General features: G+C 60.6%; 19 protein-coding genes and 1 pseudogene. 12 read left to right on the top strand and 8 right to left on the bottom strand.

Going from position 1 to position 23,378, the window contains the following annotated elements:
- The 6 genes and pseudogenes from NKH67_RS16040 to NKH67_RS16015 all read left to right on the top strand — a co-directional run.
- A pseudogene (locus NKH67_RS16040) lies at window positions 1–230 on the top strand (transcriptional regulator); the annotation flags it as partial.
- A 184-nt stretch (window positions 231–414) separates the two neighbouring features.
- Window positions 415–1,926: an arabinosylfuranosidase ArfA gene (arfA, locus tag NKH67_RS16035; protein WP_352501363.1), complete on the top strand. Its 1,512-nt coding sequence runs from the start codon at window positions 415–417 to the stop codon at window positions 1,924–1,926.
- 49 nt (window positions 1,927–1,975) lie between these two features.
- Window positions 1,976–3,067, top strand: coding sequence for an ABC transporter ATP-binding protein (locus tag NKH67_RS16030; RefSeq protein ID WP_352449658.1), 1,092 nt, complete (start codon window positions 1,976–1,978; stop codon window positions 3,065–3,067).
- A gap of 19 nt (window positions 3,068–3,086) precedes the next feature.
- Window positions 3,087–4,004 (top strand): carbohydrate ABC transporter permease, encoded by a 918-nt coding sequence (locus NKH67_RS16025; protein ID WP_502893759.1) that lies wholly within the window; start codon window positions 3,087–3,089, stop codon window positions 4,002–4,004.
- Window positions 4,001–4,849 (top strand): carbohydrate ABC transporter permease, encoded by an 849-nt coding sequence (locus NKH67_RS16020; RefSeq protein ID WP_031211878.1) that lies wholly within the window; start codon window positions 4,001–4,003, stop codon window positions 4,847–4,849. The genes NKH67_RS16025 and NKH67_RS16020 overlap by 4 nt, the downstream gene beginning before the upstream one ends.
- A gap of 94 nt (window positions 4,850–4,943) precedes the next feature.
- Complete coding sequence (locus tag NKH67_RS16015) at window positions 4,944–6,263, top strand: ABC transporter substrate-binding protein (RefSeq protein ID WP_352472497.1); 1,320 nt, start codon at window positions 4,944–4,946, stop codon at window positions 6,261–6,263.
- A 187-nt stretch (window positions 6,264–6,450) separates the two neighbouring features.
- On the opposite strand, the gene minE is transcribed toward NKH67_RS16015, so the two are convergent.
- Genes minE through minC form a run of 3 tightly spaced genes read right to left on the bottom strand, consistent with a single transcriptional unit; the run spans window position 6,451 to window position 8,274 of the window.
- Entirely contained in the window at window positions 6,451–6,723 is a 273-nt protein-coding gene (gene minE, locus NKH67_RS16010) for a cell division topological specificity factor MinE (RefSeq protein WP_352472498.1), read from the bottom strand.
- The gene (minD, locus tag NKH67_RS16005) at window positions 6,720–7,535 is read right to left on the bottom strand and encodes a septum site-determining protein MinD (protein WP_352472499.1); all 816 of its coding nucleotides are present in this window, start codon (window positions 7,533–7,535) and stop codon (window positions 6,720–6,722) included. Before minD ends, minE begins: the two co-directional genes overlap by 4 nt.
- Window positions 7,536–7,554: 19 nt before the next feature.
- On the bottom strand, window positions 7,555–8,274 hold the full coding sequence (gene minC, locus NKH67_RS16000; protein ID WP_352472500.1) for a septum site-determining protein MinC: 720 nt from the start codon (window positions 8,272–8,274) through the stop codon (window positions 7,555–7,557).
- Between the two features lie 238 nt (window positions 8,275–8,512).
- Here minC and NKH67_RS15995 point away from each other — a divergent pair, with 238 nt between their 5' ends.
- Window positions 8,513–9,373, top strand: a complete 861-nt coding sequence (locus NKH67_RS15995) for an alpha/beta hydrolase (protein WP_352472501.1) — start codon at window positions 8,513–8,515, stop codon at window positions 9,371–9,373.
- A 94-nt stretch (window positions 9,374–9,467) separates the two neighbouring features.
- Here NKH67_RS15995 and NKH67_RS15990 read toward each other — a convergent pair whose 3' ends face one another.
- On the bottom strand, window positions 9,468–10,574 hold the full coding sequence (locus NKH67_RS15990) for a glycosyltransferase (protein WP_352472502.1): 1,107 nt from the start codon (window positions 10,572–10,574) through the stop codon (window positions 9,468–9,470).
- 8 nt (window positions 10,575–10,582) lie between these two features.
- Window positions 10,583–12,133 carry a GumC family protein gene (locus NKH67_RS15985; protein ID WP_352472503.1) on the bottom strand — a complete coding sequence of 517 codons (1,551 nt, stop codon included), beginning with the start codon at window positions 12,131–12,133 and terminating at the stop codon, window positions 10,583–10,585.
- 166 nt (window positions 12,134–12,299) lie between these two features.
- Between NKH67_RS15985 and NKH67_RS15980 the strand changes: the two genes are divergently transcribed.
- Complete coding sequence (locus tag NKH67_RS15980) at window positions 12,300–13,613, top strand: VpsF family polysaccharide biosynthesis protein (RefSeq protein ID WP_352501361.1); 1,314 nt, start codon at window positions 12,300–12,302, stop codon at window positions 13,611–13,613.
- Between the two features lie 18 nt (window positions 13,614–13,631).
- Here NKH67_RS15980 and NKH67_RS15975 read toward each other — a convergent pair whose 3' ends face one another.
- Window positions 13,632–15,074 (bottom strand): glucosamine inositolphosphorylceramide transferase family protein, encoded by a 1,443-nt coding sequence (locus tag NKH67_RS15975; RefSeq protein WP_352501360.1) that lies wholly within the window; start codon window positions 15,072–15,074, stop codon window positions 13,632–13,634.
- 201 nt (window positions 15,075–15,275) lie between these two features.
- Here NKH67_RS15975 and wecB point away from each other — a divergent pair, with 201 nt between their 5' ends.
- From wecB to NKH67_RS15960, 3 genes are read left to right on the top strand one after another with little or no spacing between them, the layout of a single operon-like run.
- A complete protein-coding gene (gene wecB / locus NKH67_RS15970) occupies window positions 15,276–16,430 on the top strand; it encodes a non-hydrolyzing UDP-N-acetylglucosamine 2-epimerase (protein WP_352472506.1) in 1,155 nt (384 codons plus the stop codon).
- Window positions 16,423–17,754, top strand: a complete 1,332-nt coding sequence (gene wecC, locus NKH67_RS15965) for a UDP-N-acetyl-D-mannosamine dehydrogenase (RefSeq protein ID WP_352501359.1) — start codon at window positions 16,423–16,425, stop codon at window positions 17,752–17,754. The genes wecB and wecC overlap by 8 nt, the downstream gene beginning before the upstream one ends.
- On the top strand, window positions 17,751–18,554 hold the full coding sequence (locus NKH67_RS15960) for a WecB/TagA/CpsF family glycosyltransferase (RefSeq protein WP_031211886.1): 804 nt from the start codon (window positions 17,751–17,753) through the stop codon (window positions 18,552–18,554). The genes wecC and NKH67_RS15960 overlap by 4 nt, the downstream gene beginning before the upstream one ends.
- Before the next feature lie 45 nt (window positions 18,555–18,599).
- On the opposite strand, the gene NKH67_RS15955 is transcribed toward NKH67_RS15960, so the two are convergent.
- Window positions 18,600–20,039 carry a lipopolysaccharide biosynthesis protein gene (locus NKH67_RS15955; protein WP_352501358.1) on the bottom strand — a complete coding sequence of 480 codons (1,440 nt, stop codon included), beginning with the start codon at window positions 20,037–20,039 and terminating at the stop codon, window positions 18,600–18,602.
- Between the two features lie 169 nt (window positions 20,040–20,208).
- Here NKH67_RS15955 and NKH67_RS15950 point away from each other — a divergent pair, with 169 nt between their 5' ends.
- The gene (locus tag NKH67_RS15950) at window positions 20,209–21,327 is read left to right on the top strand and encodes a glycosyltransferase family 4 protein (RefSeq protein WP_352501357.1); all 1,119 of its coding nucleotides are present in this window, start codon (window positions 20,209–20,211) and stop codon (window positions 21,325–21,327) included.
- Here the strand turns inward: NKH67_RS15950 and asnB are convergent.
- Window positions 21,301–23,226, bottom strand: a complete 1,926-nt coding sequence (asnB, locus tag NKH67_RS15945) for an asparagine synthase (glutamine-hydrolyzing) (protein ID WP_352501356.1) — start codon at window positions 23,224–23,226, stop codon at window positions 21,301–21,303. The genes NKH67_RS15950 and asnB overlap by 27 nt on opposite strands.
- Window positions 23,227–23,378 lie beyond the last annotated feature (152 nt).

Raw genomic sequence — 23,378 nt, 5'->3', positions numbered from 1 at the left:
CGCAATACGGTAAGCTGAAGAACTGGCGAATTGCCAATGACGGCACCCATGTCGACGGCCTCAGGATTTCCGAAACCGGCCTCGCTGCACTCGATCTGAAGAGCCATCATTCAATCCGCGTCCGTATCGGCGTCAAGGACGACGCCAAGCGCCCCGGCGGGATCAATATTTTCGGCAAGGGCTTTGGAAATTACGATCAGGACATCCTGCTCAGGATCAAAACTGGTTGATATCATGAAACCGGGTTCTGAAGATAACGCAGCGATTTCAACGATCTGGCATTCTGCTGTGCCAAGGCGTTCGTCTAATTGTCCTACATTTGGCTATTTTGGCTTGACGAAGGGCTGCCAATTCCTCTTTGATATCGGGCAAGATGATTTAAATCATCGTTTGTGATATCGATGGGAGGAATGCATGAAGGCAGCCGTTACGGCTCATCCGCACTATGTTGTCTCGGAAATCGATCCGAGGCTCTACGGATCCTTCATCGAGCATCTGGGGCGGGCAGTTTACACTGGCATCTATGAGCCCGGCCATCCGACAGCGGATGCCAACGGCATGCGTCAGGACGTCATCGACCTCGTCAGGGAACTCAATGTTCCGATCGTCCGCTACCCCGGCGGCAATTTCGTCTCGGCCTACAATTGGGAAGACGGCATTGGCCCCAAGGAACAGCGCCCAGTGCGCCTCGACCTCGCCTGGCACACGTCGGAAAGCAACGAAGTCGGCCTGCATGAATTTGCCGATTGGTGCACCTCCGCCAACACCGAGATGATGCTTGCGGTCAATCTCGGCTCGCGCGGCCTCGATGAAGCCCGCAACCTGCTGGAGTACGCCAACCATCCCGGCGGCAGCAAATGGAGCGACAGGCGCATCGCCAACGGCCGCAAGGAGCCGTTCGACGTCAAGCTCTGGTGCCTCGGCAATGAAATGGATGGCCCCTGGCAGATCGGCCACAAGACCGCGGACGAGTATGGCCGGCTGGCGCATGAGACGGCCAAGGCCATGCGTGCCTTCTCCAAGTCACTTGAGCTGGTGGTCTGCGGCTCTTCGAATGCCAAGATGCCGACCTACCCTGAATGGGAAGCGACGGTTCTCGACCATACCTACAACGAGGTCGACTACATCTCGCTGCACATGTATTTCGACAACGAAGCCAACGACGCTCCGAACTATCTCGCCATGAGCGAAAAACTCGACGACTACATTGTCTCGGTCGCCGGCGTCATCGAGTATATCAAGGCCAAGAAGCGCTCCAACAAGCAGGTCTACATCTCATTCGACGAATGGAACGTCTGGTACCATTCCAAGGAGCAGGACAGGAAGATACTCGGCGGCAGCAACGGCTGGCCGTTCGCCCCGCCGTTGCTCGAAGACATCTATAATTTCGAGGATGTGCTGCAGGTCGGCCTGATCCTCAACACCTTCATCCGCCGTTCCGATGTCGTCAAGATCGCCTGCCTGGCACAACTGGTCAATGTCATCGCGCCGATCATGACCGTTCCGAATGGCCCGGCATGGCGGCAGACGATTTTTTATCCCTATCTGTTTGCTTCTAACTATGGTCGCGGCAATGCGCTGGATCTCAAGGTGGAAAGCCCGACCTACAAATCCAGCGTTGCGGGCGACGTCGCTTATGTCGATGTTGCGGGCGTGCACGACAGGCAAACCGGCCACGTCACCTTCTTCGCGGTCAACCGCCATTCGAGCGAGGCAATCGAAACAGTGGTCGACCTCACCGGCTTCGGCGCGGCGGAGATCGTCGATCACCAGGTGATGGCACACGCCGATCTGAAAGCCGTCAATTCGGCCGAAAACCCTGGCAATGTCGGCCCCAGGAAGGGCGAGGGCGCCTCGCTCGCCAGCGGCAAGCTGAGCCTGTCACTGCCGCCCTATTCCTACCAGGTCATACGCCTGAGGCTCTGAGTTCAGGCGGATCATCGAGAAAGCGCAAACGCTGAGGAGGAGCGTCGACGTGACGGCCGATATCGAGATCAGGAACGTGAGCAAGCAGTTCGGTGCCATGACGGTGCTGGATCATCTGTCGCTCTCCATAAGGGCACGCGAATTCATCGTGTTCCTGGGCCCGTCCGGCTGCGGAAAATCGACGCTTCTTCGAATGATTGCCGGGCTCGAAGCTGTCGATAGCGGCGAGATTGCCATCAACAACGAGCGCATCGATCATCTGCCACCGGGCAAGCGCGGCATTGCCATGGTGTTCCAGTCCTATGCGCTTTATCCGCACATGACGGTGCGCGACAACATGGCCTTCGGGCTTGCGAATATCGGCGTTCCAGGCAAGGTCATCGAGGCGCGCATCAACGAAGCCGCCCGCATCCTCGAAATGCCGCATCTGCTCGATCGCAAGCCGGGCCAGCTCTCCGGTGGTCAGCGCCAGCGCGTCGCCATCGGCCGTGCGATCGTCAAGGAGCCGAAGGCCTTTCTGTTCGACGAGCCGCTTTCCAATCTCGATGCGGCGTTGCGCACCCGCACCCGCATCGAGCTTGCCCAGCTTCACCAGCGGCTGCAATCGACGATGATCTTCGTCACCCATGACCAGGTCGAGGCAATGACGCTGGCCGACCGCATCGTCGTCATGAACAATCGCAAGATCGACCAGATCGGTACGCCGATGGAGATCTACGAACGCCCGGCGACCAAATTCGTCGCGGGTTTCGTCGGCGCGCCGGCGATGAACTTCGTCGATGCGACGCTTGACAGATCCGGCGAGAACGCCACGGCCAGGTTTGCGGACGGCGTCTCGGTCCAGACCGAGATCGCCTCCAGCCAACTGACCGATGGCAAGTACACTTTCGGCATCCGTTCTGAAGACGTGCGCATCGTTGCCGCCGGACAGGGCAATGCCGGCGGCGTGGTCGATGTGCTCGAGCGGCTCGGCGAACGCACCCTGATCTACGCGCGGCTGGGCGATGGCCAGCAGATCGTCGGCTCGGATGCCGGCAACAGCCGCGTCGCCGTCGGCGATAGAATCGGGCTCGCCTTTGACGGCCAGAAATCGCATCTGTTCAACGAGACCGGCCGCGCCTGGCATGCGAGAGAGGCCTGAGATGGCTGACCGGCTGGCGATGTCCCCGACCGCGACGCTTGCTGTCGGCGTCAGAGCCCCTACCGCCGACATCTATGCGCCGCAATGGCGAAACGTCATTTTCGTTGCGCCATTCTTGTTCTTCTTCACCACGCTGCTGCTCTTCCCGCTGCTCTGGGGGATGTGGCTGAGTTTCCACAAGGCCGACACGTTCTCGTCCGGAAATTTTGTCGGTCTCGGCAATTACGCCAGGCTGTATCACGACAAGGTCTTCCTGCAATCGATCTGGAACACCTTCTATTTCGTGCTTCTGACGGTGCCGACGCTGGCGCTGATCGGCCTTTTCCTGGCGCTTTGCCTCAACCGCCGCACGCGCACTGCCGCGGTTTTGCGGACGCTGTTCTTTTCCTCGTCGGTGCTGTCGGTCACCATCGTCACGCTGATCTGGCGCATCGTCTTCATTCCGAATGTCGGCCTGTTGTCGACGATCTACGGATGGTTCGGCGCAACGGCTCCGGCCTTCATTTCCGATCCCAGCCTTGCGATGATCGGCATCGCCATTGCCACCATCTGGTGGTGCATCGGCCTGCCGATGATGCTCTTTCTCTCGGCGCTCCAGCAGATTCCACAGGATATTTACGAGGCGGCAGCGCTGGACAATGCCAATCGCTGGCAGACGCTACGGTCGATCACGCTGCCGTCGATCAAGCGGACCTTCATCCTGGTGATCATCATCCAGATCGTGCTGCAATTCCAGCTGTTCGGCCAGGCCTGGCTGATGACGCGCGGCGGTCCGAACAACCTGACCAAGCCGATCGTGCTCTACATCTACGATACCGCATTCCGTCGCTGGGATCTCGGCCTGGGCGCCGCGGCATCGGAAATCCTGTTCATCCTCATCCTGGTCGCGGCCATGGCCCAGTACCTGGTGACACGCAGCAGGGGAGACCAGGCATGAGCGCCACAGCAGCTTCCATCAAGGGCCGGGCATTTGGCGACCATTTGTTATTGGCCCTGGTCATCCTGCTTTCGATCGTCATGATCGCGCCGGTTCTGTGGGTCATCGGCCTGTCACTCAAGGACAATACGGAGCTGATGGCCGATCCGAATTCGGTGTTTCACGCGCCCTATACGCTGAAGAACTACATCAACACCGTCGGCACCTCGTCGGTGTTCATCTGGGTGCGCAACAGCATCATCGTCTCGGGCGGATTGACGCTCGGCACGTTGATCCTGTCATCGCTCGCCGGCTACGGCTTTGCACGGCTGAATTTCCCCGGCCGAGACGTGCTGTTCGTGATCGTGCTGTTCGGCCTGGCGGTCCCGGAACAGGCCGTGCTTGTCGCCCGTCACCAGATCTTCAGCATGCTGAAGTTCCACAACACCTATCAAGGGCTCATCCTGCCGGGCCTTTCAGCTCCGTTCGGCGTCTTCCTGATGACCCAGTATTTCAAGGCCATCCCGAAGGAGCTGGACGAAGCCGCCATGCTCGATAACGCCAGCCGGCTCAGGATTTTCTGGAAGGTGCTTCTGCCGCTCACGCTGCCTGCGCAGGCGACGCTCGGCATCTTCACCTTTCTCGGCGCGTGGAACGACTACTTCTGGCCGCTGATTTCGGCGACGAAGAAGGACATGTTCACGCTGACGGTCGGCATGGCCTCGACCCAGACCAACTTCGCCCAGTCCGAAGGCATCGGCTTCCTGATGGCGCAGGCGGTGTTCGCCGGTGCACCGATCCTGATCGTCTACCTGTTCTTCCAGAAATACATCGTCACGGCGGTCTCCGGCGCTGCGGTGAGATAACGAAGATTGCCTGACGGCCGGGGGAATGCGCAGCAATTGAAGCACGAAAGCCAATCCAGGGTGGAGCGGCGGAAACTCAGTAGGAGGAACTGATATGAAACTGAAGAAAATACTGTTTGCCGCAGTCTCTGCGGGCGCAATGATGCTCGCAAGTCCAAGCTTCGCGGCCACGGAGCTGAGCGTGCAGCGCTTTTTCGGCGCCTGCGATGCCGATTTCGGCACCAACACCGATGCCACCAAGGCCGTTGGCGAATGCGGCATCATCACCTCGCTAATCAACAAGTTCAACGCCGACAATCCCGATGTCCATGTCAACGTCACCACCGTGGAATGGCCCGGCTATGATCAGCTGACCGCGCAGTTCGCTTCAGGCGACGCTCCGGACATCGTCACGATCCATGAATCCGTACTGTCGGATTATCAGTCGAAGGGCCTGTTGATGCCGCTCGACGATCTCTTGAAGTCGGTCGGCGTGACACCCGACGCCTTCACCGACGCGGCACGCAATGGCGCCACCAAAGACGGCAAGGTCTATGGCCTGCCGATCGACAGCTGGACGATGCTCTACCACGTCAACATGGATCTTTTCAAACAAGCCGGCCTCGTCAATGCCGACGGCACGCCGATTTTTCCAAAGTCGCCCGAGGAACTGCTCGCCCAGGCCGAACAGTTCAAGCAGAAGACGGGCAAGCCTTATTTCGTTCAGAACCTGACCAATGAGACTGCACTCTACACACGCAACCTCTACACCTATCTTTTCCAGCAGGATTCCGATTTCTTTGCCGATCCGAAGCACGTGAAGTTGAATACGCCGGAAGCCAAGAAGGTCGTCGAGATGTACAAGGCGATCTTCGAGAAGGGCTACACCACCAAGGATCTCGATTATGGCGGCTCGATAAACGCCTTCCTTGCCGGCGAGGGTGGCGTCCACCTTAACGGCACCTGGGTGGTCGGCGATTACAACGCCCAGTCCGAGACCAAGGGTACGGCGCTCAACAAGGGCGGCTATGCGGTCTATCCGTATCCGCAGCTGTTTGGCGGCGCCCATGCGCAATATGCCGACGGCCACACTTGGGCCGTTTCGCAGAAAGACCGCACGCCTGAACAGATCGCGGCCATCGGTAAATTCCTGAAGTTCTTCGCCGACAACGACTTCGAATGGTCACGCACCGGTCACCTGCCGGCCTATAAGGCCGTCATCACCTCGGACGCCTTCAAGGCCCTGCCGCATCGCAACACGATCTCTGCGGTCGCCGATCTCGGCAGGCCGCTGCCGTCCGCCGTACAGCGTCAGTTTGCGATCCAGGACATTATCGGCGAAGAGATGAGTGCAGCAATCAGTGGCCAGAAGGACGTCGACACCGCCCTTGCCGACATGGAAAGCCGCGTCAACGAATTGCTCGCCAACATTTGATCACGGGTTTCGAAAGGCCCCTCCCAAGGCCCCCCGCGGCTGGAAACGGCCGCGGGTTTTTGGTGAGGCAGTGATTATTGTCCTCGAATTGCGCGACTTGCCGGTGGCGACCGGGTCAAACACGCCAACCACGGCGCCGCAACCTCGGCAGCAGCCGACGCAAGCCCTGGCCGGAGGATTCCGTTAGCTAGAACGCCGCGGCCATGGGCATTGCGACCTTGTTGGGGATCTGGATGTCGATCTCCAATCTCGACGTCGTTTCGCCGTGATCCATGCTCACCTGCAGGAAATCCTGGTCTACCTGAACATGCCGGGCGATCACCACCATGATCTCCTCGCGCAACACCGAGACGAGATCGGGCTGGTTGCGGCTTCGACGCTCGTAAGCCAACAGCAGTTGCAAGCGTTCGCGCGCCACCGGCGCGCTGCCGCGGCGCTTGAAGATATCGAGCAGGTTCATGCTGCCCTCCTTCCCAACAGCCGGTCGAGGAGGCCCCTCCGCTCGAAAGGCAGAATGACCGGCAGGTCCTCGCCCTCGAGTCTTCTCGCCGCGTCGATATAGGCGCGTGCGGCGGGGTTGGTGTTTTCGCTGAGCGTAACCGGCGCGCCCACATTGGATGCGCGCAGCACGTCCTGGCTCTCGGGAATTATTCCCAGCAAGGGCGTCGACAGGATCTCGAGCACGTCATCGATGCTGAGCATCTCGCCGCGGGCAGCGCGCGCAGCATCGTAGCGCGTGACGAGCACGTGTTTGGCAATCGATTCACCCTGCTCGGCTTTCATCGTTCTGGAGTCGAGCAGGCCGATGATGCGATCGGAATCGCGGACCGAGCTCACTTCCGGGTTGGTGACGATTACCGCCTCGTCGGCAAAGCGCATGGCAAGTTGCGCGCCCCGCTCTATGCCGGCGGGACTGTCGCAGAAGACGTAGTCGAAAACCGAGCGCAGCTTGTCGATGACATCGGCGACGCCTTCCTCGGTGAGAGCATCCTTGTCGCGCGTCTGTGAGGCCGGCAGCAGGAACAGCGTGTCGAGTCGCTTGTCACGGATCAGCGCCTGCGAAAGCTTGGCGGTTCCCTGAATGACGTTGACGATATCGAAAACAACGCGCCGCTCGGCACCCATGATCAGATCGAGGTTGCGCAGGCCGACGTCGAAATCGACGAGAGCCACCCGCTTGCCGGTTTTCGCGACCGCGGCGCCGAGAGCGGCCGTCGAGGTCGTCTTGCCGACACCCCCTTTGCCGGATGTGACAACCACTACCTTGCCCATATTTGTGCCTCCAATGTTGTTAGTTGAGCGGTGCGACGCAAAGTGCGCCGTCCTCGAGAAAGGCCTGTACCGGCCTTCCTCGCGAGGAGGCGTCCATCTCCTCGGCAGTGCGGTACCAGCCGTCCACCGCCAGAAGTTCGGCTTCGTTTTTCCGGCAAAAGATGCGAGCCGCGGAATTTCCCGTGGCGCCGGCGAACGCACGTCCACGCAGCGTGCCGTAGACGTGGATTGATCCTCCGGCGACGATCTCGGAACCGGAACTGACGGAGCCGACAATGACCACATCGCCATCGGGATGAAAGATCGACTGGCCGGAGCGGATCGGTGCCTTGATCATCAATGAGTTCGGCGCCTGCGGTTCTTCCGTCTTGGCCTCAGCGGCGGCCTTCGGGTCCGGCTGCACGTAAAGCGCATCAGCGGTGGCCTCCTTGGCGCCAACGAGGAGCGGCGGCAGATCGGCATCGAGCGCTACATTGCCATCGGCCTCGATCGCGTAGATGCGAATCCCGCGCTCCGCGAGCTGTAAGACCAGATCCCGCATCTCGCCCACCTCGGGCTTGAGTATATTCAGATCGAGCACGACCGGGCGGCCGGCAAAGAAGCCGGGGGAGTTTTCGGTCCAGTGATCGAGGCTTTGCAGCCATTCCCCTAGCGGAGCCTCAGGGGTGAGGGTGAAGGCTACAAACGAGCGCGCTCGAAAGCGTATGGACTTGTTTTGGATGGGAGCGACGCAGGTCACAGAGGCGAGTCCTTACTGATTGGTTAAGGCTAGCCCGGCATGGTTAACGAAAAGTTAATGGCGGCTTCCCGAGGCGTTGGCGGAGGCATTCTTTTTGTCCCTGATCGTCCCGGCGGCGCCCTGCTTCCGGTGCACGACGAGGTCCTCCTCGCGGCTGCCTGGAGGCGCCTCCAGTTCACGAGGTCGGCCGACCGGTATATTGTTGTCGGAACGCCGGGCCTATTAAGGAGTTATCGATTTGACAAGTGTTGCCAAGGGGCCTGTCGCGGATCGCGGTCGCGCTACCTATGACCTTGGCGCGACCGCCATCTTTGCTTCCAAATCAGACGCGCGCTTTCACTATTGCCTGTATGTGCCTCCCGCGGTTGGGGAAGGGGCCAAAGTCGATCTGATGGTCGCTGTCCATGGCACCGGCCGCACCTCTTTTCTTGGATTCCGCGACGCGTTTTCCGAGTTCGGACGCTGGAACGGCTGCGCCGTTTTGTGTCCGCTGTTTCCAATCGGCGTTCTCGGGGATGATGCCCGCAGCGGGTACAAATATTTGCTCGAGGGCAACATACGCTACGATCAGGTGCTGCTCGCCATGGTTGAGGAGGTCAGCGCCAAATACAGTCAGGATTGGAGCCGCTTTGCCATGTTCGGATTTTCCGGCGGCGGACATTTCACGCATCGTTTTGCTATCCTGCATCCCGACAGGCTCTGGGCGGCCTCAATCGGCGCGCCAGGCTCGGTGACCTTGCTCGATCCGACGCATGACTGGTGGGTGGGCATTCGCGATCTGCCGGAGAAGTTCGGCATCACCTTCGATGCCGCAGCGCTGGCAAAAGTGCCTTTCCAGATGATCGTCGGCGGCGCTGACCTGGAGACTTGGGAAATCACTCATGTCCAAGGCAGCACCCATTGGATGCCAGGCGCCAACGATGCCGGGCGAACACGGCCGGAACGCCTCGTGGCATTGTGTCGATCGTTCGAGGAGGCGGGGGCGCGCGTGCGCTTCGATTTGCTGCCAGGCATATCTCATGAACGGGACGCGGTTCTCGATTCGGTCAAGGATTTCCTTGCCCAACAACTCAAGGAACGAGGAAACGTCTCACGATGAATTCGTTGCGCCCCAGCCCGTGAAGAGATTATCGCAATCAAAGCCCGACTACGTCGACCGCATCCAACGCCGATTTGCTGCCAGTGCGTAACGACTAGAGCAACGCTTCGTATTGATTGCCAATCTTGTCGACTGTGAAATCCACCGCCCTGTTTTTCAGCACGGCAGCAGGGGTGGGGTGGTCCAGCGTCTCGGCCATCGCCTTCGCCAGGGCCGCGGCGTCACCGATCGGCACCAAGGTGCCGAAGCGGCCGTCACCGAGTATTTCGCGCGGGCCGTGCGGAGCATCGGTGGAGATTACGGGGACACCGGCGGCCATGGCCTCGACCAAGACGTTGCCAAAGCCTTCGCTCGTGGATGTAAGGACGAACAGATCGGCTGCGGCGTAACAGGCTGCGGGATCGTTGACGTAGCCGGCAAAGAGTACGTCCTGGCCAATGCCGATCTGCTCGGCACAGGCGTGCAATTCGGCAGCCAGCGGACCTTCGCCGAAGATGACAAGCCGGGCAGGGCGGCCGGCGCGCAGGGCAGCGAAGGCCCGCAGCAAAGTCCGGTGGTCCTTGACCGGCACCAGGCGTCCCGCGGTGGCGATGACCGGGCCATCGCCCATCGCCGCCAACGCTGCCTGCCAGGCATAGGAATTCCTCTGCGGTGCTACAGCTGGCGGCAGCGGGTTATTGATGACGACAACCTTCGATTCGGGGAAGCCTCGGGCGATGATGTCACGGCCGACACCCGCCGAAACGGCGATGGCTTTGGTTGCGCGCGCTGCAACCAGCGCGGAAAGCCAGATCGCCAGCCTGGCGCCGAGGCCGCTGGCAGGCAGCGAGGCCGCGGCATGGAAGCTTGGAAAGAATTTTGCCCGGCTTCTGGCCAACATGAGTGACAGCGCCATCACCAGATTGGCGAATTCCGGGGCGCTATAGACCGCATCAGGATCAAGGCGGCGGAACAAATTTGCGCTTCGCACGATGCCTTTCAGCGTCGCCGACTTGGCGTAACCCTCGCCGCGCAAGGGAAGGCCGAAGTCGACCAGATGCACGGCAGCGGAACGCAGCGCGGCGTTAGGGCCTTCCGCGTTCCAGGTAAAAAGCGTGACCTCGTGGCCACGCGATGCCAGTTCATTTGCCATCAGGACGAAAACACGTTCGGCGCCGCCGCCCCTCAGGCTGGCGATGTGGAAAACGATGCGCTTCACCATGCCTTGCTTCAGGCTCGGCTGGCGGCAACGCCTGATCGGTTCGGCGGCCGGCGCATGTCGCGGATGATGCCCATGCCGATGGCCAGCAGCATCCCCAGGGCAAAGCCTGCGAACGCTCCGGCGCCTGCCACCAGGGCAGTGCGCGGGGGCCATGAGCGCGCGGGCGGGGGCACCGCGGTCGAAATCACCTGTACGTTTGTGGTGTCGATCTGCTCGCGCTCGCTGATTTGGCGCGCACGTGACAGGAAGCTCTCATAGACCGCTCTCTTGGACGCGGCATCGCGTTCAAGTTCACGCAGGGCGACTTCGGATTCGCTGTCGGTGAATACATTGCCCTTCAGATCGTTCATCCTGGCGTTGAGAGAAGCCAACGAGGCCCGGGCCTTGTCCAGGCTGGCCTTTGCCGTGCCGACGGTGCGGGAGAACTCGGCCCGGAGTTGCGAGTTGACGGTCTCGAGTTCCGTCCTGAGCCTGACAATCGTCGGGTGGCGCGGACCGAAGGTCATCGACTGTGAGTCGATCTGCTGCCGCAGGCTGTTTGACCTGTCGCGCAGCGCAGCGAGCGCTTCCGAAACCGTGGGGTCGGGATTGGCCCCGTTGATACCGGAGGCAACCAGGGCGTCGTAGCTTGCCTGCGCGGCGATGACACGCGATTGCGCATCGACGATTTCGCCATTGAGCTGCGTCAGCGTCTGCGAACTGACGAGCTGGCCATTGCTGGACGACAGGTTGTGGCTGCGCCTGTAGCTCTCGACCTTCTCTTCGGCTGCCTGCACGTCGCTCTTGAGTTGGCCAAGCCGGCTGTCAAGGGCAGCCGCGGCACGGCTGGCGCCGGCAGCTTCGGCCTTAGCCAGTTCTTCCTGGAAGTTTTTGACTATGGCCTGCGAGATCAGGATCGCCTTGGCGGTGGTTTCCGCAGATACCGAGAGGGTTGTGACAAACGAGGTCGGATCCGCGATGGCGTCTACCCGGTCCGCCAGGTTCTTCAAGGCGATGAGCCTCGGGTCGGGCTTCGCCACAGCGCCCGACGAGGATGTGCTCCGGTCCGGATCGAAAAACTCCGGATCGTGAGTCAGGTTCAGTTCGTCCACCACACGGGAAAGCACGTTGCCCGAGGTCAGGATGCGCTGCTTGCTGCGCGTGCTGAGCAACTGGCTATCGACCTGGCCCGGTTGCGAGTAGAGGTCGTTTTCCACAACCTGCAAATTGGATGGGTTGATGAGGACCTCGGTCGTGACGGTGTAACGCTGCTTGCTCAGCAATGCATAGGCGCCGCCGACAATGCCGCCGACTACCGCCAGCATGAAGGCCAGGGCGAGGCCGGCCCGCAGCCAGACGAACAGACGCCGAAAATCGAGCTCAAGGAAATCGCCGATCTTGTCCAGGGTCACCGTTGCGACAGGCTCTGGAGGTTGCGGCGTCACCGGCGCGGAGCTTAGCCCCGCGACTGGGCCATGCTGTTGCAGCAATGCCCTGCGCCGTGCATTGGCGATACGCTCGAATGCACTGTTATTGGAAGCCGTCGCGGAGATAGGGGGTGTGCCGGAACCGGCAGACATGGTGACAATCCTTGTTAAATCATTACGCTTGGCCTGCTCTACAGAAACATCGTTAACATCTTATTTTCCAAGTTGGCCCATTTTACCGCTCTCGCTGTCCGTCCGGCGGACGTTGAAGGGGTCTCGTTGCCCGGAATGTGTTTGAATACCTTCACCTGGATGGGCCATGAGCTATCCCGCTGCCGCATCGGAACGATTGTTGCCCAGTCGAGCGCGCCGTGAGAACGCGCTGTCGCTGCTGTTTTTCCTATGCGCCGCCTTCGCGCTCCTGCTTCGCTTTACGGTGTCGCCGCAGGTGATGAACATGGTCGTCGACTATACGGCCCAGGGGGGCTCGTTCTACGAGAAGCTGCATTTCGGCACCTATGCGATCTTCCTGGTCCTTGCCGTCGTTCTTTTCAGCCGACCGTTTCTGCTGCAGGGCGACGAAATTGGGATATTCAAAGCGTTGATTCGCTTTTCGGTGCTGATGTTCGCGCTGGTGCCCTATCTGTTCGTCACCGGCCGCGCGGGCTCCTCCGGGTTCATCATCGATTCTTATCTGGTGGCCGGCGCCGCAGGCCTGTTGATGCTGGCCTTGAACGCGGAAGTGCGGCGGACGTTGGGCGACGTCGTGCTTGGAATGGTGATCCTCAGCGCTGTGCTCGGCACGATCGAAGCGGTGACTCAACATCGATTTATGCCTTACGGTCTCAACGAACTGCAGTTCAGGCCAATTGGCCTATCGGCGCACCCGCTGGCGCTAGGCGCGCTCTGCGCCACAGCCATCGGATTCGTGCCGCTGACGCGCTGGCGCATATGGGTGCGGGTGGCATCGATTCTCGTGTTGCTCGTCGGTTGTGCTGCGTCAGGCGCCCGCGCCGCCCTGATGCTCGCTGCGGGAGAAACCCTCATTCTGCTGCTGTTCGTGCCTTGGCCGCGCCTGACTCTCAAGCACCAGCGGCAGGCCAAGTCCGTCGTGCTGCTGTTCGCCCTGGTGAGCGGCGCAGTGCTGGTGGCCATACTATTTTCGGGCGGGCTGCTGAATCGATTCGGCAACACGATCTTTGACGAGAATTTCATGGCGCGGGTGACGATCTACCAGATATTCGGACTTGTTAGCTGGAAAGACATCCTGTTTGGCATGAACGTCGACGACCTCCTGGCGATCGTCAAAGAGAAGCTGCATCTGCCCTATATCGAGAGCGCTCCGGTGGTCATCACCATGCTCTTCGGCTTGCCGATAGCTGTGCTCTTCATAGTGCTGGTATTCTGGTTCATTTTTCGGCTGCTGCGCGCGGCGCCGCTGCCGGCATGGATCGGCACCATGACCTTCCTGCTTGCTGCGCTGTCGAACAACGCGCTCTCGTCAAAAGCGCCGGATATTACGACTATCGTGGTGTTGCTGCTTGCCTATAGAAACGTGCCGTATAGAAACCAGCCGAAGAGCACGTCTTCGACCGCTGTCGCATCCGAGCCGAAACTGGATCGGCTTGGATAAGCGCAGGCTCCAGACGCATCAGCCGGCGCTATCCACAACCTCGACATTGCCTGCGCGATTGAGCGTGTGGATGCCCGCCCGCGCCCATGCCGGTCCTGGGCCGATCGGGTGGGGCGGTGCAAACAGGACATCGAAGTCGTCAAGGCGATCCAACCGCATCAATCCCAGGCCGCCGCCATAGGCTCTAGACCCGTTTTGCACGGGCAGCAGCAAAGCGTCGCCCTGGCGGATGAAAGCGCCGCCCGGCCGAGTGGCCGAGTGATCGACGGCGACGGGATTGAGCGCATGCGCGACCCAAGGCCCACGCAGCGCAGGGGCGGAATAGACCGCCATCGTGTCGGACGCGCTACCGTGACCGAACCGCTCAGTCCCCAACAGCCAGAAGCGGCCGTCGGATTCGAGCAGCGTGGCGTCGTTGAAGTCCCTGTCCATCATCAGCACCGTGTCGCGTACCCAGCGATCCGGAAACTGCACGGCACGGTAGAGCACCACTTCACGCGCCGTAGCGCTTTCAGGGATCATGAAAATCTCGCCGGAGTGAGCGAACACCTGCGGATATGACAGATGATGCGCTTCCTCCAGCACCACTTTCGGCACGCCGAAAGTGCCGTCGGTGCCAAGTTCAGCGACGGAAATCACCCCGCGGCCGGTGGAGTAGGGAAACTCCTCGACAAACAGAAAATGACGGCCGTCGCGCTCGAGAACGAACGGATCGGCGTAGAAGCGCTGCCCGTCATCGGCAAGCACGGTGAAGGGCTTACCATCCAGCAGTCCGGTTTCGGCGACGCCTGGACCGTCGATCAGCCGATAAGCAACCTGCCAATAGAAGGGACGCCGACCACGTCGCAGTTTTTGCACGGCGCGGTCGACTAACCCCCTGCCGAAAAAGGGCAGATAGTGCCCGATAAATCCGCCTTTCTGCAGGGGCGGCGCCGGGCTCTCGGCAATCGGCGCAAGTTTGCCCGCGGAAAAGCGGGCGACACATTGGGCAATCAGGGAGATGGCGCCGGCGAGCAGGTCGTTGCTGGTTCGGGACAGCCACAACCGGTCGCTGATCATCGGCCGCGCCCTGGCGACGGCAACGCCGTCGAGGCGCGCGGTGAGTTCGGGCAGCCGCCCGCTCGCCAGCATCTCGGTCATGCCTGCGGCAAAGCTGCTTTGGCCGCAAAATTCGAGCGTCAGGACAGGCGTGCCGCGTCGTGCGGCGGTAGCCGCGAGATCGACTATAAGATCGACTGGGCCGGTGTCGCCGGACGGCAACGGCCGGGAACGGCTTGCCAGTGAGGGGCCGAAGCGCCGGCCCTCGAGCGCCAGCACATTATCCATCGTGCGCGCATTGGGTTCAGGCGTCGGCGCGCGGCAACTCGAAACCGCATGTCCAGCCGCACTCAACCGCGCCAGAAGCTCATTTTCCCAGCGCCGGGATGGGTCGGCGTGGCCGATGATTAAAATATTAGTCAATCCAATATATTCTTTTTCAAGACTACTGCCATAGACTACTTGTCAGCCCAACCTTTCACAAGAGTTAAACCGGGAGAACGCGGCCTTGGTTGTTAATCATATATTAAGAATTGAGATCACGAAGGCGCTTTCCGGCGCTATTATAACTCTTGCGGGCAATAGTCGGCATGTCCCGAAGGCTGCAGGCGACCAGGATCAGCGATGAACGTCCTTTCACGTCCAAAACTGCCATCCAGGCAGAAACTGCTGATCGTGTTCGGCACTAGGCCGGAGGCACTCAAATGCTTTCCAGTGGCGCGTGCCGCCCTCGCTCATCCAGGCTTCATCACCGAAATATGCATAACCGCCCAGCATCGTGAAATGGTCGACCAGGTTGTCGAGCTGACCGGCTTGCCTGTGCACCACGATCTCAACATCATGCAACCCGGCCAGTCGCTGTTCGATGTGACCTCGCGCGTGCTCCTGGGCATGGCCGAGGTGTTGGACAAGGCGAAGCCCGATATCGTCATGGTACAGGGCGACACCACCACGGCAATGGCCGCGGCTCTTGCTGCCTTCTACAAGCGTATCCCCGTCGCTCATGTCGAAGCAGGATTGCGCAGCCACAACATCAACTCGCCGTTTCCTGAAGAACTGAACCGCAAGATTGCCGGCGACATCGCCACCTGGCATTTTGCGCCGACCGTTCAAGCGCGCGACAATCTCATCGCCGAAGGAAAGGCCGAAAGCACCATCTTCGTGACCGGCAACACGGTGATCGACACGCTGTTGCATTTTTCAAGCGCGATCGATGCCGACAGGCTGATGAAGGCGAAGCTCGCTGCCAGCTTCCCCTTCCTCGACCCTTCCAAGAAGATGATCCTCGTCACCGGACATCGCCGCGAGAATTTTGACGGCGGCATCCAGCGCATCTGTACGGCGTTGAAGGGATTGGCGGCGCGCGGAGACGTGCAGATCGTCTACCCTGTCCATCCGAACCCCAATGTGCGCTCGGTGGTCAACGCAGAGCTGGAAGGCGTGCCGAACATCCATCTGGTCGAGCCGCAGGACTATCTGCCGTTCCTGTACCTGCAGAAGCAGAGCTATCTGGTGCTTACCGATAGCGGCGGCGTGCAGGAAGAAGCGCCTTCGCTCGGCAAGCCGGTGCTGGTGATGCGCGAAAATACCGAGCGACCCGAGGGGATCGTGGCCGGCACCGCCCGCCTTGTCGGCACCGATGTCGAGAAAATCCTGTTCAACGCCAATCGCCTGCTCGACGATCAGGCTGCCTATCGCGGCATGGCGGAACGACACAACCCATATGGCGATGGCCGGGCCAGTAACCGGATTGTTGAGGAACTGCTGCATCATGGCTGAAATCAAAACCGTTTCCGTAGTCGGCATGGGATATATCGGCCTGCCGACCTGCGCCATTTTTGCCAGCCGCGGGCTCAACGTCATTGGCGTCGATGTCAACGGAGCGGTGGTCGAGAAGGTCAATCGTGGCGAAATCCACATCGTCGAGCCGGACCTTGACGGTCTGATCCAGAAGGTCGTGGCGAACGGCAAGCTCATGGCCTACAGCACGCCGCAGCCGGCGGACGCCTATATCATCGCCGTGCCGACCCCGATGACCCACGATCATAAGCCGGACGTGACCTACGTGCTCGCGGCGGCACGAAGCATCGCCCCCGTGCTGAAGCGCGGAGACCTTGTGGTATTGGAATCGACATCGCCGGTTGGAACCACGCGTATCATGACCGGGCTGCTTGCCGAGTTGCGGCCTGATCTCAAATTTCCTGTCCAGCATGGCGAAGACGCCGATGTGCTGGTCGCCTATTCCCCCGAGCGTGTGCTGCCGGGAAAGGTGCTGACCGAGCTGATCAACAACGATCGCTCGATCGGCGGATTGTCCCGCAAATCGTCGGAGCGGACCGCGGCACTCTATTCGACCTTCGTCACCGGCGACCTGTTCATGACAACGGCCGAAAGTGCTGAGCTGGTGAAACTGACGGAGAACGCGTTCCGCGACGTCAACATCGCCTTTGCCAACGAGCTTGCCGCCGTGTGTCAGGATCTGTCGCTCAATGTATGGGAAGTGATCGATCTCGCCAATCGGCACCCTCGCGTGAACATCCTCCAGCCGAGCCCGGGCGTCGGCGGTCACTGCATTGCGGTCGATCCATATTTTATCATCGACGCCGCACCCAACAGCACGCGGCTGATGGCTTCGGCACGCCGGATCAATTCCGAACGGCCCATGTCGGTGGTCAGGGATATCGAGGCCTTGCTCGACCCCTCACGCAAACAGACGATCGCCTGTCTTGGCCTCAGCTTCAAAGCCAACATCGACGATTTGCGCGAGAGCCCGGCCGTCGAGGTGGTGAAACTTCTGTCCGATATCCCCAATGTGAAGATCATTGCGGCTGAACCCAACACAAATGCGCTGCCGCATGAGCTCGAGGGCAGGGGCATCGTGTTCACCGACGCACTTTCGGCCATCGACAAGTCCGATATCGTCGTCCTCCTGGTCGACCATCGGCAGTTCAATCTGGTCGACCCCGAAGCGCTCAAGGACAAGAAGCTCGTCGATACGAGGGGTCTGTGGACGTGGCGCAAGGCACGCAAGCCCGACGCCCGCATCGAAGGCAAGAAACCAGAGGTCGCACAAGTGACGCTTGCAAGGGAGCAGGCCGCATGAACGCGCACGCCCCGGCATGGGCGCAGCATTCCCTGTTGGCATCACGGCGCCGGGAGTTCCTTGGTGCACCGATCCATGCGCTGACCATGGCCGAGACACTGGCCATCGCCGACGAGGCGATGACCCTGGGGCGGCCGCTGCATCATGTGGTCGTGAACGTCGCCAAGCTGGTGACCATGCGCCAGAATGCCGAGCTGCGCGAGGACGTGGCCGGGGCGGACGTGGTCAATGTCGACGGCATCGGCGTGCTTTGGGGTGCACGTCTGTGCGGCGTCGCGCTGCCCGAGCGGGTGGCGGGCGTCGACATCATGATCAATCTGCTGAGCCTCTGCGCGAAGCGTGGATTCAGGCCGTATCTGCTGGGGGCCGAACAGCACGTTCTCGACGCGGTTGTAGTGAGACTTGCCAAGGACCATCCGAGCCTCGTCATAGCGGGAATGCGCAACGGCTATTTCAAGCCGGAGGACGAGGCCGGGATCGTCGCGGCGATCAACGCCTCGGGCGCCGACTGCCTGCTGGTGGCCATGCCGACACCGCGCAAGGAACGCTTTCTCAAACGCTACCGCGATGAACTCGCCTCAAGCTTCGTGATGGGCGTAGGCGGCAGTTTCGACGTCTATGGGGGCAAGGTTGCCCGTGCGCCGAAGCTGATACAAGCGGCCGGCCTGGAGTGGCTGTTCCGCGTCGTCCAGGAGCCGCGACGCTTGTGGCGCCGCTACTACGACACCAACACTGCCTATGCGGGACTGCTGTGCCGGGAGTTCTGGGAGCGTCGCTGGCGCCGAAACGCCGGTTTATAGTTTCGCCTTCCCCCCACAAAACAGGCGTTGCCCCTGGACTTCGCTTTACGCGATCCGTAGCCGCGCTCGCAGCTGGGCGACGAATTGCGTCGCTGCCACGGGGTGGAACAACGAGGTCAGCCCGAAGAAAACCGCGGCGCCGGTGGTGCCGCCGGCGACAAGCGAGAAGATCGCCGGCACGTCGCCGGCCACCATGCTGGCAAGCTTGGCGGCCACCCCCGTGCTGAGCGAGATGATTACCGAAACACCGATGTCGCGCCACGGCACCGGCACCGGTGTGAGCCGCTCGCTGATGATGATGCAGGTTACGGAGCCCACCACCGAGCCCCCCGCCAGCGCCAAAGCGGCGCCGATCTCCGCCATCGGGGGGATCAACAGCAGGGACAATGCGATTGTTGCCACCGAGCCGAAGAGATTGGCGATGATCAGCAGCCACGGCCGCTTGTGCGCGTGCACCACGACGCCATAGACGAAGCTGGTGAGGTTGGCGCACAGCACGCTGAAGGCAATGATCGGAAACAGCAGGCCGAAGCGGCCGTGATATTGCGAGGGCAGCATGAGCTCGGTGATATCGCTGCTGAGCGCGACCAGCATCGCTGCAATCGGCAGGCAAAGCCGCATCATCAAGGCCATTAACTGCGACAGCAACCGACCCGATGCCGCGGGCCCATCCTCGTCGAACCGGCTAACCACCTCGGGAAAGGCGCCCATGTTGATGGCGTTGGCGACCATATCGATCGGCTGGCGGGCCAGCGCATAGGCTGCCGCGAAGATCGCCACGGCGCTGGCATCGTAATAGAACTTGAGGAACAGACGCTCCGCGCTGTTGAGCCCGAAGCCAACCAGCGCCATGATGATCAGCGGCACACCGAGCGCAAAGAAGTCCCTGTGGGTGAAACGCGGCGGACCGGCAACGAGCCGTCGCGATGCCATGATGCCCGCCACGATGCCGGCAATCAAGGCGCCGAGGCTCGAGCCGAGCGACACCGTCAGAAAGCTATCCTGAAAGACAAGGATAGCGCCGATCGGTAACGCGAGTTGCAGCAGGGCACGCAGGGCTTCTAGCATCGAATAGACCGAATGGCGCTGCTGCATCTGCAGCACCGTCAACGCGAAGCGGCTGATGGACCCGGCGACCAGATAGCCGCAGACTGCGATCGCGAACTCGATCCAGCGTTCAGGCACGATCACCGCCGACGCGCCTACCGATATGACCAGCGCCAGTGCCGTGGTGGCAAGCAACACCTGCCCGGCCAGCATCAGGCTGCCGCGGCTGACTTCGCCCTTGCCGCCAAGCCTGAGCAAGGCGATGCGCAGCCAGTTGGTGACGGCAATGTCGGTCATTTCCCCGACGGTCACCACCAGGGTGAGCAGGCCATACTCGGTCTGGTCGATCAAACGCGTCACAACGACCAGCAGGAGCAGCGCCGAAATTCGCGTCAGCAGGATCGCCGGAGCATAAATGAGCGTGGAACGGAGCAGCAAGGGCGTGTCCCTGGAAAACTCACCTTCGACTAGCCGCCGACTGGCGGAAAATCCAGCCCGATGACGCCGAAGGGTGAACAGATTCAGTTTGAACTAAAAGATTTGCCGTAAAACTTATCGGGAACGTTTGCTTTGCAGTTACCCGGTCTGTGTTATTTAGAGTACCATCATGTTGCAGCGCCTCATATCCGATCGAAAAATACATGTCCTGGTCGCGACGCCCTCGGGCGTTTCGGGGCAGGGCGGCATCGACCGCATCATGGGCGCGCTGAAGCAGGAGTTCGAACGGCAAGAAATCGCCGACATCGATGTGTGCTTCCTTGCCAGTCGTGGCCCGGGGCATGTCGGACTTTCGATCTTCTATATGCTCGGTTTTTGCTTACGGATGCTTAAAGCGCGTCTGGCTGGACGCGCCGATGTCATTCATATCAACATCTCAGTTTCCGGCAGCACCTACCGCAAGATGGTGATCGCCGCCTGCGCACGGCTGCTGTCGATACCCTATGTCCTGCATTTGCACGGGGCGCAGTATCAGACATTCTGGAAAGCCGACCGCGGTTTCATTAGCCGCCGTATCAAAGCTCTGTTCGAGCATGCCGATCGGGTGATCGTTTTGGGCAGGCTTTGGCGCGATTTCGTCGCCAGCCGGGCGCCGGGCGCAGCCGGCAATATCGTGATCGTGCCCAATGCGACCGAAGTCCCGTCGCTGGCGCATGTCGGCGGCGGCGACCATGTGCATATCCTGTTCCTGGGCCGCATCGGCGACCGCAAGGGCGTACCGCAATTGTTAGACGCGCTGCACCGCATGAGCCCTGTCAAGAATTGGCGCGCCACGATTGCCGGCGATGGCGAAGTCGAGGCGGCACGGGCAAAATCGGCCGCGCTGGGGATTGCAGACCGGATCGCCTTTCCGGGTTGGGTGGGACCGGACGATGTCGCATCGCTGATTTCTTCGGCCGATATTCTGGTTCTTCCATCCTTCGCCGAAAATCTGCCGATGTCGGTGATCGAAGGCATGGCAGCCGGTTTGGCGGTGGTGGCGACCCCGGTTGGCGCCGTCGAAGACATAATCACCGACGGGCAATCCGGGCTGCTGGTGCCGCCAGGCGATGTTACAGCGTTGACCGAGGCGCTGAGCCGCCTCGCGGAGAACCCGGCACTGCGGGCAAAGCTTGGTGCCGGTGCCATGGCAGTGCATCGGGAACGGCTTGAGCTCGCCCCGTTTGTCGGCGCAATCTGCGATGTCTGGCGGTCGGCCGCGTCAAGCCGTCAAACGGTCAAGCGCTGAGGCCGACGATCGCGGCGGCGCGTCGAGCCTGAATTCGCGGTGGAATATCTCCAAATTCAACAGCGCCCATATCAGCTTTTCGTGGTCTGCAGCACGCGTGGTGTGTTCCGAGACGATTTGATCTAGCTGTTTAGGACTCAGATAGCTGCGAATGACAGAGTGAGGCGAGCAAAGATGGTCATGCAGGTAGTTCCTCATCGATCCGCGAAACCATTCGGCGACCGGTACCTTGAACCCGACCTTGCGGCGGCTGAGAATTTCCTCCGGGAGGATATTGGCCATGCTGTCGCGCAGGATCTGCTTGCTGTGCAACCAACCCAGCCTGTAGCGATCGGGCAATTTGCTGACGAATGAAACCAGGTCTCGATCCAGGAACGGCATTCTTCCTTCGATTGAACCGGCCATCATCATGTGGTCGCCTCGTTCCAGGAGATTGTCAGGCAGCCACGATGTCTGATCGAAAAACAGCACGCGGCGAAGATGGGAAGCCGCAGCGCTTGACGAGAACGGAAAGTCGTTGCGCTCATAACGGCGATTTGCGGACGCGCCGATCAGGCAAGCGCTCTGCTGCGCCGAAACGGCTCCAAACCAGGAGACCATCCGGGCGGCAAAGTCCCTTTCGCCCGCGGTGCGGGCAAATGTATCGACCTTGGCCGACGCGCCCGGCATGGCGCGTACCAAAGGGGAAAGGACGTTATCGTGCAGCGAGGCTGGAACAAGCGACCGGTAGATCCCGGCCAGTGATTCCGCGCGATGCTTGGGATAGCCGCCGAGAATCTCGTCGGCTCCTTCTCCGGTGAGCACCATCTTGACGTCTTGCGAGGCTCGCTCCGACATCAGGTAAATTGGAATATCGCTGCTTTGCGAAACAGGTGCCCCGCGTTGGCGAACCATCGTCGGCAGATGATCCATCAGATCGCCTGGCTGGATTACAAGTTCGCAATGATCGGTCTTGAAATGATCGGCAACGCGTCGGGCGAATGCAAATTCGCTATAGGCTGCGTTGTCGAACCCGACGGAAAACGTGCGAATGGGCGTGGCGCTGTGGCTGGCCATCAGCGCGACGATAGCCGAGGAGTCAAGCCCTCCGGAGAGAAAGGCCCCAAAAGGTGCATCGCTGCGCATCCTGATCTCGACGGAATGGTCGAGCAATTCCAGAAATCGCCGCTTGGCGGTTTTTCCGTCGATCCGCTCGGTAACGGCCGCCTGGTCCGGAGGCGTATAGTAGCGCGTTTCCTTGACTACCCCTTGCGACCAGACAGCATAGCTTCCGGGATTGAGTTTGCGGATCTGTTTGAAGAGCGTGCGCGGTCCCGGCACATAACGCCAGTTCAGATACTCGTGCACGGCATCCAGATCGAGTTCCTGAGCATCTTGCTGCGATGACAACAATGCGTTGATCTCCGAGGCAAACAGCAGCAATTTTTCGTTTTGCATGAGGTAAAGCGGCTTTTCCCCGAAGGGATCCCGGGCGAGGACCAATTCCTGCCTCTGAGCATCCCAGAGTGCAAAGGCGAACATGCCGCTCAGCCGGTCGAACATTGACAAGCGCCACTGATCGTAGGCTCGGAGCAGCACCTCGGTATCGGAGCGCGTTCGAAAATGATGGCCAAGGCCGATCAGTTCCTGGCGCAGCTCGATGTAGTTATATATCTCGCCGTTGAAAATTATTTTGAGACGACCGTCCTCAATCTGCATCGGCTGATTCGACTCGGGCGCTAGGTCAATGATCGCCAGGCGGCGATGAACCAATGCCAATTGTTGCTCGCCGGTATTCAGGTCCAATATCTCGGTGCCTTCGGCATCGGGACCGCGATGCCGCAATGCGTTTGACATTTTGGCGGCCCGCTCTTGTGGATTTTTAGCCCTTCGCCCGATCCATCCGGCAATTCCACACATTGTTCCCCCCTAGGCGCGCGCATTCCCCACTCAGTACAACAAATGTGTTAAACACTTCGTGCCAATACAACCCAACGGGGAGAAAGCTGCCACGGGCCGTTCCTCGATCGAGCCTGGCCGTCAGGGGTTGCCACCGGTTGTTCGCTGGTGAG

It is taken from the genome of Mesorhizobium sp. M0968 (assembly GCF_040319065.1).
In the GTDB taxonomy this organism is placed as follows: Bacteria; Pseudomonadota; Alphaproteobacteria; order Rhizobiales; family Rhizobiaceae; genus Mesorhizobium.
Note: the sequence above shows the minus strand (reverse complement) of the source record. Positions and strands in the feature narration are given on the sequence as shown.

What these genes read in the sequence shown, in the direction of transcription:
- arfA (WP_352501363.1), top strand. Translation starts at nt 415, where the DNA reads ATGAAGGCAGCCGTTACGGCTCATCCGCACTATGTTGTCTCGGAAATC.
- NKH67_RS16025 (WP_502893759.1), top strand. Translation starts at nt 3,087, where the DNA reads ATGTCCCCGACCGCGACGCTTGCTGTCGGCGTCAGAGCCCCTACCGCC.
- NKH67_RS16020 (WP_031211878.1), top strand. Translation starts at nt 4,001, where the DNA reads ATGAGCGCCACAGCAGCTTCCATCAAGGGCCGGGCATTTGGCGACCAT.
- NKH67_RS16015 (WP_352472497.1), top strand. Translation starts at nt 4,944, where the DNA reads ATGAAACTGAAGAAAATACTGTTTGCCGCAGTCTCTGCGGGCGCAATG.
- minE (WP_352472498.1), bottom strand. Translation starts at nt 6,723, where the DNA reads ATGAACCTGCTCGATATCTTCAAGCGCCGCGGCAGCGCGCCGGTGGCG.
- minD (WP_352472499.1), bottom strand. Translation starts at nt 7,535, where the DNA reads ATGGGCAAGGTAGTGGTTGTCACATCCGGCAAAGGGGGTGTCGGCAAG.
- NKH67_RS15990 (WP_352472502.1), bottom strand. Translation starts at nt 10,574, where the DNA reads ATGGTGAAGCGCATCGTTTTCCACATCGCCAGCCTGAGGGGCGGCGGC.
- NKH67_RS15985 (WP_352472503.1), bottom strand. Translation starts at nt 12,133, where the DNA reads ATGTCTGCCGGTTCCGGCACACCCCCTATCTCCGCGACGGCTTCCAAT.
- NKH67_RS15980 (WP_352501361.1), top strand. Translation starts at nt 12,300, where the DNA reads ATGAGCTATCCCGCTGCCGCATCGGAACGATTGTTGCCCAGTCGAGCG.
- wecB (WP_352472506.1), top strand. Translation starts at nt 15,276, where the DNA reads ATGAACGTCCTTTCACGTCCAAAACTGCCATCCAGGCAGAAACTGCTG.
- wecC (WP_352501359.1), top strand. Translation starts at nt 16,423, where the DNA reads ATGGCTGAAATCAAAACCGTTTCCGTAGTCGGCATGGGATATATCGGC.
- NKH67_RS15960 (WP_031211886.1), top strand. Translation starts at nt 17,751, where the DNA reads ATGAACGCGCACGCCCCGGCATGGGCGCAGCATTCCCTGTTGGCATCA.
- NKH67_RS15950 (WP_352501357.1), top strand. Translation starts at nt 20,209, where the DNA reads ATGTTGCAGCGCCTCATATCCGATCGAAAAATACATGTCCTGGTCGCG.
- asnB (WP_352501356.1), bottom strand. Translation starts at nt 23,226, where the DNA reads ATGTGTGGAATTGCCGGATGGATCGGGCGAAGGGCTAAAAATCCACAA.